Raw genomic sequence first — 12,227 nt, 5'->3', positions numbered from 1 at the left:
AAAAGCTTTGGCTGAAAGAGAATATCCATTAGAGAGAACCAGAAACATTGGTATTATGGCTCATATTGATGCCGGTAAGACCACTACTACGGAGCGTATCCTGTATTACACCGGTGTAAACTATAAAATCGGTGATACACATGAAGGTACAGCTACCATGGACTGGATGGCTCAGGAGCAGGAGAGAGGTATCACCATCACCTCTGCAGCTACCACATGTCATTGGACTCTGCAGGAATACTGCAAAGAAAAGCCAGGCGCTCTGGAACACCGTATCAACATTATCGACACTCCAGGACACGTTGACTTCACAGTTGAGGTTGAGCGTTCCCTGCGTGTACTTGATGGCGCTGTAGGTGTATTCTGTGCAAAGGGCGGTGTAGAGCCACAGTCCGAGAACGTATGGCGTCAGGCCGACACTTATAATGTACCTCGTATGGCATTCATCAACAAGATGGATATCCTGGGTGCAGACTTCTATGGAACTGTAGAGCAGATTAAGAACAGACTTGGTAAGAATGCCATCTGTCTGCAGCTCCCAATCGGTAAGGAAGATGAGTTTAAGGGAATTATCGACCTGTTCGAGATGAAAGCATACATCTACAACGACGACAAGGGCGAGGATATCTCCGTAATTGATGTTCCGGACGATATGAAAGACGACGCTGAACTGTACCGTACAGAGCTGGTTGAGAAAATCTGCGAGCTGGATGACGAATTAATGATGCAGTACCTTGAGGGTGAAGAGCCTTCTACAGAGGAACTGAAGAAAGCATTAAGAAAGGCAACATGTGAGTGCCTCGCTATCCCGGTTTGCTGTGGTACAGCTTACAGAAACAAGGGCGTTCAGAAATTACTGGATGCAGTTATCGAATTCATGCCTTCACCGGTAGACGTTCCTTCTATTAAAGGAACCGACCTGGACGGCAACGAAGTGGAGAGAAAATCTTCCGATGCTGACCCATTCTCCGCACTTGTATTCAAGATTATGACAGACCCGTTCGTTGGTAAACTGGCTTATTTCCGTGTTTACTCAGGTACTATGAACTCCGGTTCTTACGTACTGAACGCAACAAAGGGCAAAAAAGAGCGTGTAGGACGTATCCTTCAGATGCATGCGAACAAACGTCAGGAGTTAGATAAAGTTTTCTCCGGCGATATCGCAGCAGCAATCGGATTCAAGTTCTCCACAACAGGTGATACAATCTGTGACGAACAGCATCCTGTAATCCTGGAATCCATGGTATTCCCGGAGCCGGTTATCGATATCGCTATCGAGCCTAAGACAAAAGCAGGACAGGATAAGATGGGTGAGGCCCTTGCAAAACTTGCAGAAGAGGATCCTACTTTCCGTGCTTATACAGATAAAGAGACAGGACAGACGATTATCGCAGGTATGGGCGAGCTCCATCTTGAAATCATCGTTGACCGTCTTCTCCGCGAGTTCCACGTTGAGGCCAACGTAGGCGCTCCTCAGGTAGCATACAAGGAGACATTTACAAAGGCAGTAGACGTAGACAGCAAATATGCAAAACAGTCTGGTGGACGTGGTCAGTACGGACACTGTAAGGTACGTTTTGAGCCGATGGACGCTAACGCTGAAGAGACATTCAAATTCGAGTCTGCCGTTGTCGGCGGTGCTATTCCGAAGGAATACATTCCGGCTGTAGGCGAAGGTATCGAAGAGGCTGCAAAAGCAGGTATCCTTGGCGGATTCCCGGTACTGGGCGTTAAAGCTACTGTATATGACGGTTCCTATCATGAGGTCGATTCCTCTGAGATGGCATTCCACATTGCTGGTTCCATGGCATTTAAAGATGCTATGCACAAAGCAGGAGCTATCTTACTTGAGCCGGTTATGAAGGTAGAAGTAACAATGCCTGAAGAGTATATGGGTGATGTTATCGGTGATATCAACTCCCGTCGTGGCCGTATCGAAGGAATGGAAGATATCGGCGGCGGAAAGCTTGTAAGAGCTTACGTTCCGTTATCCGAGATGTTCGGTTATTCCACAGACTTACGTTCCAAGACACAGGGACGTGGTAACTACTCCATGTTCTTCGAGAAATACGAGCAGGTACCGAAGAGCGTTCAGGAGAAAGTTCTGGCTGCAAAGTCAGACAAATAAAGAGAAAAACAAATCGTTGTAAACTTTCCAGGCAGTGAAGAAACTGCCCGGAAAGTAAATAATAGGCTTGAAAAACATGCTCTGATCGAATATAATTAGAGACAGCCTAACATAAATTATGAAGCCCCTGATGGGTGCAAATTAAGGAGGACGTTATAAAATGGCAAAAGCAAAGTTTGAAAGAAACAAAACGCATTGTAACATTGGTACCATCGGACACGTTGACCATGGTAAAACAACATTAACAGCTGCTATCACAAAAACTCTTCATGAGAGATTAGGTACTGGTGAGGCTGTTGCATTTGAGAACATTGATAAAGCTCCGGAAGAGAGAGAGCGTGGAATTACAATCTCTACATCTCACGTTGAGTACGAGACAGAGAACAGACACTACGCACACGTTGACTGCCCAGGCCATGCTGACTATGTAAAGAACATGATCACTGGTGCTGCACAGATGGACGGCGCTATCCTTGTAGTAGCTGCTACAGATGGTGTTATGGCTCAGACAAGAGAGCATATCCTTCTTTCCCGTCAGGTAGGCGTACCTTACATTGTAGTATTCATGAACAAGTGTGATATGGTTGACGATCCAGAGCTTCTTGAATTAGTAGAGATGGAGATCCGTGAGCTTCTTAACGAGTACGAATTCCCGGGCGATGATACACCAATCATCCAGGGTTCTGCTTTAAAGGCTCTTGAAGATCCTAAGAGCGAGTGGGGCGACAAAGTTCTTGAACTTATGGCTGCAGTTGACAGCTATGTTCCGGACCCAGTTCGTGAAACAGACAAACCTTTCCTTATGCCAGTAGAGGACGTATTCTCTATCACAGGCCGTGGTACAGTTGCTACAGGCCGTGTTGAGCGTGGTACTCTTCATGTATCCGATGAAGTTGAAATCGTTGGTATCCATGAAGAAGTTCGTAAAGTAGTTGTAACTGGTATCGAGATGTTCCGTAAACTCCTTGATGAGGCTCAGGCTGGTGATAACATCGGTGCTCTTCTTCGTGGCGTTCAGAGAACAGAGATCCAGAGAGGCCAGTGTCTCGTTAAACCAGGTTCTGTAAAATGCCATAAGAAATTTACAGCTCAGGTTTACGTTCTGACAAAAGACGAGGGTGGCCGTCATACACCATTCTTCAACAACTACCGTCCACAGTTCTACTTCAGAACAACAGACGTTACAGGTGTTTGCGATTTACCAGAAGGCGTTGAGATGTGTATGCCTGGTGACAACGTAGAAATGACAGTTGAACTGATCCATCCAGTAGCTATGGAGCAGGGACTTCGTTTCGCTATCCGTGAAGGCGGACGTACAGTTGGTTCAGGTAGAGTAGTTTCTATCATCGAATAACAATCGGTTATAAAACCGAGGTGCGATAAATTTAATTGAGCGGAATCCGGGAAGGAGCTTGCTCATTTCCGGATGGTGTTCAGTTGAATTTATCATAGCGCTGTTAAGCGCGGCTTCTTGTGCGCAAAGTGGACAAGAAGAGGCACCGCTCCATATAGATATACCCGTACCCGTTCTATGCAGGTACATTGTGTCCAAGCGTAAGATAACCCCAGAGATTTCGGTCTCTGGGGTTTTTCTGTGTGCGCCTGGCGGCGCGCGTTTCCCATCTTACATTTCCGGCTCTGCATTCTCCGACCCAATGTTTTTCGCCCGGAGTTTCCCCTTCAGCGTTCCCCTCCGCTCAATTGTGCCTCAGGTTCCTTATCCCCTGCCCTCTTATTCTTCCGAGAATTTTTCCACATTCCGCGCCTGAAGCGCCAGCGCAACCTGTTCAATAAACTTATAATGGGAATGTTCCATGCCCAGCAGGCTTTTTGCCTTATTAATCCGGAAACGGATAGTATTCTCATGCTGTTTCATCCTGACGGCGGCCGCCTTATAATCGCCGTCGCAGGCAAGGTAAGTCTCAATTGTCTCAATCAAATCCACATTGTGGCGTTTTTCATACCCGATAAGAGGCTCCAGCGTCATTGTATAAAATTTCTTTAAGGCCGCATTGTCATGAACTGCCATCAGCAGGTTATAAATATGCAGATCATCGAAATAAGTGACATTCTGTTTCAGCATCATACCGATCTTCAGGGAAGAGCAGGCCTGGCGGATACTTTGCTGGAAGTCGGAGGCATTCTCAAAAGGACCGCTGATTCCGGCGGAGTATCCGGCGCAGTAATAGGCGAAGAGTTTCCGGATTCCGGGCAGAGCGGCTTCAAACTCCGTGTGCTCCTGATAATTAAAGATGAGAAACCCACCGTTCTGGTACCGGCGCAGACGCAGCTGATACTGTGTCTTTAAATCGGATTGGAGGCTGTAGAATCTGCGGCTGTTCAGCGCCGGAAGATGAAAACACAGGGTAATATATTCCCTTTTAAAAATCGGGTTGACGTACTTCCCGATTTCCAATATTTCCGAAAGGGAAAGAGTTTCATACAGCAGACGGTTCAGCTTATTTTCAAAGAAAAGCTCGGACTGTTCGGTCATCAGCAGCTCCGAGATATCACGTATCAAATCGCCATAAGGGACATTGCTGCTGATTTTTATAACAGGATAATGATTCTTTTCCGTCAGCTCCAGGATATTCTCCGGAAATTCCGTCAGATACTCATTTGTCACAATACAGCAGGAGCTGCCGCTCGTTACATAAAAATAAAAGGTATCATACAATTCTTTTTCATCGTCCTTCACCGAATAAAGGCTCCTGATGTACAGATCCCCTTTCAGCGCCAGGCTGTATTCCAGATCATTAAATTTTATGGGACAGTCGGTAAAGTTAACCCTTGTCACCTCGCGATCCAGGCCGCCTGCGCCGGAAACGATCTCAGAGTCTTTTAGCAGGCTTAATTCCAGAATATCACGAACTGTTATGCTCATAGCAATCCCCCGTTCCATTTGTGCTAATCATAGGTATTCTATTCCCATTATACATGAAAAACGGGGTGCAAACCAGAGTACAGAATATGCATTGTGAAATTTACAATGAAATTCCGGTTGAACTTGTACTGCACTATAATGAAGTGCTAAAGGATGACTGTTATACTGATACCATCAAAGAGAATCATTGATGAGAGACAAAGCGTTAATGAAAAGAGAAGAGTAAATGAAAACGGAGGGGTAAGAAATGAGAAAACTGGATTATCAGCAGATAAAAGATATCCTGACAGGATGTACCATTCTGGGTACGGGGGGAGGCGGTTCACTGCAGAGCGGAATGGAAGCGGTGGAGAAAGAATGGAACGGTGGAAAGGAGTTCAGGCTGCTGGAATTTGACGAGATTGAAGATGAGGCCTGGTTTGCCAATCCCTACTTCTGCGGTTCAATCATGCCGGAGGGACAGGAGGTGGAGATCACCGGCGAGGAGATTCCGGCTGCCGTGACGGCCCTCGAGGAGCATATGGGCATTACTTTCGACGGCCTTGTTTCCATTGAGTACGGCGGAGGCAATACAGGTGAGGCAATGGCCGCCGCCGCCCATCTGGGAAAATATGTGGTGGATGCGGACGCAGCCGGCCGCGCGGTTCCGGAACTTCAGTTTTCCACCTATTATGTCACGGAACAGCCCATCACGCCGTTTTCGGTCACAACGCAGTATGGGGATGTTGTGATTGTAAAACAGGTGGAGAGCGACGCCAGAGCGGAAGCGCTGTCGAGGTTCATGGCCGTTGGTTCTGATAATCTGGTGGGAATGGCGGATCATCCAATCCGGGGCAGGGAGCTGAAACACTCGGTAGTGCCCTCGGCTCTTACCTATGCAGAGAAGGTAGGAAAGGCCAGAAGACAGGCCTGCGAAGAGGGAAGGGATCCTGTTGCGGCTATCCTGGGCGCAGCGGAGGGAAAGCTCCTCTTTGAGGGAATTGTGACGGGAGAAACTGCCTGGGAAATCAAGGACGGCTTTACCCTGGGCGATATTTATCTGCAGGGGCAGGGTGAGTTTAAAAACTCTCTGGGAAGAGTTTGGTATAAGAATGAAAATATGGTATTCTGGATAGATGAAGAGGTGAAACTGACCTGTCCCGACTTAATCTGCATTGTGGAGAAGAAGACGGGAATGCCCGTGACAAATCCCAACTGTAACGAGGGGATGGAATTGTGTGTCCTGGGATTTAAGTGTCACGAACTTTGGAGAAGAGACAGGGGAATGGATATTCTGAATCCGCGCTTTTTCGGATTTGATATGGACTGCAGGTTCTTAGATGATTGAGAGGGGGATATACGGATGAGTGAAACAATCAGGGAAAATTCATTAGCGGAACTATTTAACGATTACGAGAAGACACCGGTTCCTCCAAAAGCCAGGCAGACCTGGTTTGAGCAGGGAATGGTATGGCTGGGTTCCGGTTTCGGCCTGAGCGGCCTGGCAACGGGAGGCTTACTCGCCAACGGGTTATCATTTAAAAACATGCTGCTTGTCAGTGTGCTCGGCTCCTTGATTATTATGGTCCTGGGGATTTTAAACGCTGCGGTAAGCACACATACGCATCTGTCCACTTCGTTTACCGCCAGAAGGCCCTTTGGCAGGCAGGGAGCAAAGATTATCGGTATCATCCTGTGCTTCTCCAACTTTGGCTGGTATGCGTTCCAGGCGGATTTGTTCGGCAATACGGTTTCCTCTATTATCAGGGAAATGAAGGGAACCGCAATCAATCCTGTCATTTTCACAATTATAGGCGGACTGGCCATGTCCCTGACCGCGATTATGGGATTCAAGGCAATTAAAAAGCTGAGTGAGATCGGGCTTCCGCTCTTATTTGTCTTATGTATTGTCGCCGTATGGAAGACGGCCGGCATCATCCCGATGAACAGCATCATCGAGGCGGGTCCCGTAGGGGAGCCGATCACAATTCCGATGGGCATCTCCATCGTAGTGGGCAGCTTTGCGGTAGGAATTGCGATGATAGGCGACTTCAGCCGTTTTTCCACCACAAAGAGGGACTGCGCAATCGGAGTGAGCATCGGCCATTTCTGGGGATACATTCCGGTGCTGATGTGCGGAGCTTTCTTCAACTACGCCTTCCACAACTGGAATATCGTGGAGATCATGATAGAATCTCTGGGGCTTGGATTCTTCGGCGCAATCGTGCTGATTATCGGCCAGTGGACTACGAATGACAACAACCTGTATACAAGCGTTTTGGGACTGATGAATACGCTGGACGGCGTAGTGAAAATTTCCCGTATGAAGCTGACCTTTATCGTGGGCATTATCAGCACAATGATAGCCGGACTGGGCGTATACAAATATTTTGTAACTTTTTTAAGCCTGCTGGGCGTGTTTATTGCTCCGATTACGGGGATTCTGATAGCCGACTTCTATCTGTGCAACAGAAAAAGCTATGACAAGGAAGGCGACGGCGGCGTGGAGGGCTGCAAATACGGCGCGCTGGCCTCCTGGGCAATCGCTTCCTTTGTCGGAATAACAATGACGGCAAAACCGGTGGGGCTTGGCTGGTTTACATCCGTTGGCGATATTATTCCGACTCCGATTGTATGTATTATTGTTGCGGTTCTCTGTTATTGTACGGCGGAAAAGCTTTCTGTTAAACAGCGGGGAACTTTGCAGGATATATTGCCGGTAAAAGAATAGAACCGTCTGGTGTTGTATGGCATTAACGGAAAAATAACAGGAAAGAACCGGTGTGAGGAGTAAAAAGAGTACGGTTGAGACGGTTTGTAACTATAGTTGGCAGACGGTATAGTATGACCCTGCTGAAGCGTTTTAAACTTCAGCAGGGTCATACTATACCATTTTATCGATGCCGCTTTTTAGTGCGTCCGCAGGCTCACTTTGCGTTTCGTTTCACCGGGCCGTTATAAAAGATCCACCCCGCTCACCTTAATAAAAGGAAGAGTCTCTTTTACAATAATACTGCATTCCGTCGTGCAGATCGGCTGGGTGACCGTGCGTTCTTTACTCAAAACCTCGTACAGCATACAGATGGCCTGATACCATTCGGAAGCCGGCTTCTGGTACAGAGAGGCGGCGATTGTTCCGTTCTGTATATAGCGGTACATATTAGAGGTATATTCGTGTCCGAATAAAAGAATTTCTCCACCTTTGCCTGCGTCTTCCACGGCTGCGGCAGCCTGTTCGATCAGGCCGTTGGTCACATAGATGGCATTCAGGCCGGGATAGTTCGCAACGCAGTCGGAAGCAGCCTGATAGATGTTGCGGTAGACGCTTTCCTCCGAATCGTCGGACTCCACCGGAATCACGCGCTGAACCTGGATATCCAGTCCTTCCTGGTTGATCTTACTGAGAAAGCCGGAGATCCTCTGCTGTGTGCCGTTAAAAAGTGCGTTAGGGGAGAGGATGGCGGCATGACAACGGCCGGGTACGTACAGGCTGACCAGTTTGGCGGCAAGCCTTCCCAGTGCGAAATCGTCAGGTCCTACGAAAAAGGTGCGCCGGCCGCCGACCGTATCATTAATCACGGTGGCGTAAGGAATATCCTCGGGAATGTGTTCGTCAATCTGGCCGGAAGTACCGTCGTCAACTGCGGTTAAGACAATTCCGTTCACACCCTCCGTCAGCAGCCGGTCGATGGAAGCGATCTGCGCTTTAATATTATACGCCGGAAATGAATCCACAACCAGTTTGACGCCGAAAGCTTCCAGTTTGGAGCAGGCGTACTGGATGCCGATCTGCGCTTCCTGCCAGAAATCACGGTCCACCATTGGGTAGGTAATGCCCAGGGTAAGGGGATTCTTTCGTGAGACCAGGGCGCGGGCGATCTGGCTGGGGCGGTAATTCAATTGTTCAATAGCCTGAAGTACGGCCTCTTTATTTTTGGCAGAAACGCGCCCTCTGTCATGCAGAACCCGGTCTACCGTGCCGATGGAGACGCCGGAAATTCTGGCAACATCTTTTATCGTTGGATGCAGCATATTATATAACTCCTAATTGTCATTTTTGAGTGCTTGAAATACATTGATTATACAGGATTTTGGCCTAAAAGTAAAGAAAGCGGAATAATGCCGGCTCCTATTTGTACCGGGGAGTTACTGTTTACTCGGGATGTATTCCGCGTGTTATTGTTCACAGCCCAATGCGGTGTGAATAGTAAACACCAGGTATTCCGATTTCCCGCAGCCGGCTCCGTCCAGCAGATAGGAGGGGCCTCCCGGAAAGGCCGCAGGAGGCTCTCCGGCTCCGATGGAAGCGGAGGTTACAAACAACTGATCCATGTTTGCTCCTCCAAAACAGACGCTGGATACCTGGGAGGCATCCAGGGGATAACGGCAAAGTATATTGCCGTCTGGGGAAAGCTTCAGCACACAGCCGCCTCCCCAGATGGCAGTCCAGATATTCCCCTGTGTGTCTACGGTCATTCCATCCGGCACTGCCTGAGGATCGGAAGCCTGATAAACGACGCCGATTTTTTCTGGCACATTCTCCGGTTTATAGCGGTAGGCGGTGATTGTTCCCGGTTCCGAGTCAGTATGGTAAAAGACGGTTCCATCGGGAGAAAAGCCCATGCCGTTGGAAATCTGTAAGTGATTCAGAAGAATATACGGTTTCCTGCCCGGTTCGAAGCAGTACAGCGCGCCGTCCTTATTATTTTCTCTTTTACTTCCGGCCATGATGCGCCCGTCCGGTCCGCAGATGGCATCGTTAAAACGTTCTCCCTTTATGAAGGGGATATCGCGGGGAACCTCCCAGAGTTTATGCAGAGCAGTGTCGTATTTGTCCCCGGTCCAGGAGGACAGAAATATTCCCCGCTCTGTAAACAGCAGGAGATCCCAGGATGATGTAAACAGGAAGGCGCCTGTCTGGTACGGCGTTTCCAATACGGGATATGCCGGTTTTTGGCCGGAGGCCGGGACGGCATAGATTATCCCATTCACGATATCAGTCCAGTAAAATTCTTCCGTATCGGCCCTCCACATCGGGTTTTCACCCAGAGTGCAGGACGGTGCGTCTATCGTACGAATCAATGCGTTTTTCCTCCTTTCTACCATTCGGTTACGCTGCCGTCCGGCATGTGATAGATTGGATTCTTCCAGTGATGTTTTTCCCTGGAGGCGGCTAAAACTGCCTCCTCATTGATCTCAAGCCCCAGACCGGGTCCCGTGAGCGCATGTACAAAGCCGTTTTCATACCGGAATACGGAAGGATCTCTTACATAGGTTGTAATTTCCGTCCCCTGGTTGTAAGCCATATTAAGGCTCTGTTCCTGGAGACATGCATTAATCGAGGTGAAGTCGATTTGCAGGCAGGAGGCCAGCGCGATCGGACCCAGCGGACAGTGGGGAGCCAGGGCAATATCGCAGGCTTCCGCCATGGCGGCGATCCGGCGGACCTCGGAGATTCCTCCGGCGTGGCTCAGATCCGGCTGGATAATATCTACGTATCCGCTATGGAGCATACGTTTAAAATCCCATCGTGTATAGCAGCGTTCCCCTGTGGCTAAGGGAATGTGAGTGCAGCCGTGCAGTTCTGCAAAGGCTTCCTCATTATCTATCAGAACCGGTTCTTCGACAAATAGTAGTTTAAAAGGTTCCAGCTCATGCAGCAGCGTTTTGGCGGTGGATTTATGGGCGCGTCCGTGAAAGTCGATGGCAATGCCGATGCCGTATCCCACCGCATCGCGGATTGCCTGGACCTTTGCCAGCAGTGCGTCGATCTGGGCGGAATCATTGATCCAGCCTATCTGATCCACACCGGTCATCTTGATATTCCGGAAACCGTGGGCCACGCGGTCTTTGGCACAGGCGGCAGCCTCTTCGGGGGTACCGGAGTCAATCCAGCTGTAAACTTCCATTTTATCCCGTACCTTTCCCCCTAACAAATCATAGACGGGAGCGCCGAAATATTTTCCGCGGATATCCCACAGAGCCTGGTCGATTCCGGATAAGGCGCTGGTTAGGACAGGGCCGCCGCGGTAGAAGCCGCCCCGGTATATGGTCTGCCAGATATCCTCGACCTGTCTGGGATCGGAACCTTTCAGCAGAGGAATGAGTTCCTGGACGGCTGTCTCCGTTGTATCGGCCCGCCCCTCCACGACGGGTTCGCCCCATCCGACAAAGCCGTCATCGGTCTCGACACGCAGGAAAAGCCAGCGGGGAAGGACGTGATATGTATCTATTTTGGTTATTTTCATACTAACTCCTCCATCGGTTCGTAATCGTTCTCGGGCAGGATTGGAAGCAGGGACCCTCCATCGATGGTGACACAGTTTCCTGTCATATAGGCACAGGCGTCTGAGGCCAGAAATGCGATAATTCGGGCAATTTCTTCCGGCTGGGCAAAACGTTTTAACGGGATTTTAGGAGCAGCCCGGTGGATGGGATCCGACTTATCCCAGCCGACGTCGGTGTAGCCCGGGGCGGCGGTAATAACGCGGATTCCGTAAGGAGCCAGTTCCATGGCGGCATTCCTGCCGAATTTGGTCAGGGCAGCTTTCGTAGGGGCGTAAATGTTGGCGTTGGGCCAGCAGCCGTCGGCATGGTTGGAGGAAATGTTGATAATCACCCCGGATTTATTCTGACTGATCATGTTTTGTGCCGCGCGCTGAGTACAGAAGAAAGCGCCTTTCCAGTCCGTCCGGGTGATTTCTTCCCACTGCTCTTCGGTGACCTCTAAAAATGGGTAAAATTTGCTGATACCCGCATTGTTGACCAGCAGGTCAATAGAAGGGAATTCCTCAAAAAATGAATCAAACATCTGGTTCAGCTGTTGAAAGTCTGAGACATCGGCGCAGATAGGGACGGCTTTCCCACCGTATTCGCCGATGATCCGGCAGACCTCCATAGCTCTTTCCCTGCTGTGGAAGTAATTCACCCCAACATCATAGCCGTTTTTAGCGAGTTCAATGGCGATGGCCCGGCCGATGCCACGTCCTGCTCCTGTAACGAGAGCTGTTTTTCTGTACATAACAAACCTCCATTCTGATTGTGACTGGCAAAGTGTTAACGATAACACTTTTAACGTTTAAAAAATGTGATGATAATAAAAATAGCGGATATAAGCCCGATTCATCACAATATGTTAATGGTATTATACGAATAATATAGATTTATGTCAAGGAAAAGCAATCTTTTCACTTCGTTAATTAACTGACGGTATAAAGGTATTGAGATAAAAATTAG

Annotated in this window: 9 protein-coding genes; 4 read left to right on the top strand and 5 right to left on the bottom strand. The window is 48.9% G+C overall.

Features of this window, described 5'->3' with window-relative positions:
- The first annotated feature begins 7 nt into the window (after positions 1-7).
- A complete protein-coding gene (gene fusA / locus V3C10_20015) occupies positions 8-2,128 on the top strand; it encodes an elongation factor G (GenBank protein ID WVP61563.1) in 2,121 nt (706 codons plus the stop codon).
- Positions 2,129-2,288: 160 nt separating this feature from the next.
- Positions 2,289-3,482 carry an elongation factor Tu gene (tuf, locus tag V3C10_20010; GenBank protein WVP61562.1) on the top strand — a complete coding sequence of 398 codons (1,194 nt, stop codon included), beginning with the start codon at positions 2,289-2,291 and terminating at the stop codon, positions 3,480-3,482.
- A gap of 378 nt (positions 3,483-3,860) precedes the next feature.
- Here tuf and V3C10_20005 read toward each other — a convergent pair whose 3' ends face one another.
- Positions 3,861-5,012 (bottom strand): PucR family transcriptional regulator ligand-binding domain-containing protein, encoded by a 1,152-nt coding sequence (locus tag V3C10_20005; protein WVP61561.1) that lies wholly within the window; start codon positions 5,010-5,012, stop codon positions 3,861-3,863.
- Positions 5,013-5,259: 247 nt separating this feature from the next.
- Here V3C10_20005 and V3C10_20000 point away from each other — a divergent pair, with 247 nt between their 5' ends.
- Entirely contained in the window at positions 5,260-6,339 is a 1,080-nt protein-coding gene (locus tag V3C10_20000; protein WVP61560.1) for a DUF917 domain-containing protein, read from the top strand.
- Positions 6,340-6,354: 15 nt separating this feature from the next.
- Positions 6,355-7,722 (top strand): cytosine permease, encoded by a 1,368-nt coding sequence (locus V3C10_19995; GenBank protein ID WVP61559.1) that lies wholly within the window; start codon positions 6,355-6,357, stop codon positions 7,720-7,722.
- Between the two features lie 224 nt (positions 7,723-7,946).
- Here the strand turns inward: V3C10_19995 and V3C10_19990 are convergent, their stop codons facing one another.
- The 4 genes from V3C10_19990 to V3C10_19975 all read right to left on the bottom strand — a co-directional run bounded on the left by V3C10_19990 (position 7,947) and on the right by V3C10_19975 (position 12,012).
- On the bottom strand, positions 7,947-9,023 hold the full coding sequence (locus V3C10_19990; GenBank protein ID WVP61558.1) for a substrate-binding domain-containing protein: 1,077 nt from the start codon (positions 9,021-9,023) through the stop codon (positions 7,947-7,949).
- 144 nt (positions 9,024-9,167) lie between these two features.
- Entirely contained in the window at positions 9,168-10,073 is a 906-nt protein-coding gene (locus V3C10_19985; protein ID WVP61557.1) for an SMP-30/gluconolactonase/LRE family protein, read from the bottom strand.
- Between the two features lie 17 nt (positions 10,074-10,090).
- The gene (dgoD, locus tag V3C10_19980) at positions 10,091-11,239 is read right to left on the bottom strand and encodes a galactonate dehydratase (protein ID WVP61556.1); all 1,149 of its coding nucleotides are present in this window, start codon (positions 11,237-11,239) and stop codon (positions 10,091-10,093) included.
- Positions 11,236-12,012 (bottom strand): SDR family oxidoreductase, encoded by a 777-nt coding sequence (locus V3C10_19975; GenBank protein WVP61555.1) that lies wholly within the window; start codon positions 12,010-12,012, stop codon positions 11,236-11,238. Before V3C10_19975 ends, dgoD begins: the two co-directional genes overlap by 4 nt.
- Positions 12,013-12,227 lie beyond the last annotated feature (215 nt).

Source organism: [Clostridium] symbiosum, from assembly GCA_036419695.1.
Lineage (GTDB): Bacteria > Bacillota > Clostridia > Lachnospirales > Lachnospiraceae > Otoolea > Otoolea symbiosa_A.
Note: the sequence above shows the minus strand (reverse complement) of the source record. Positions and strands in the feature narration are given on the sequence as shown.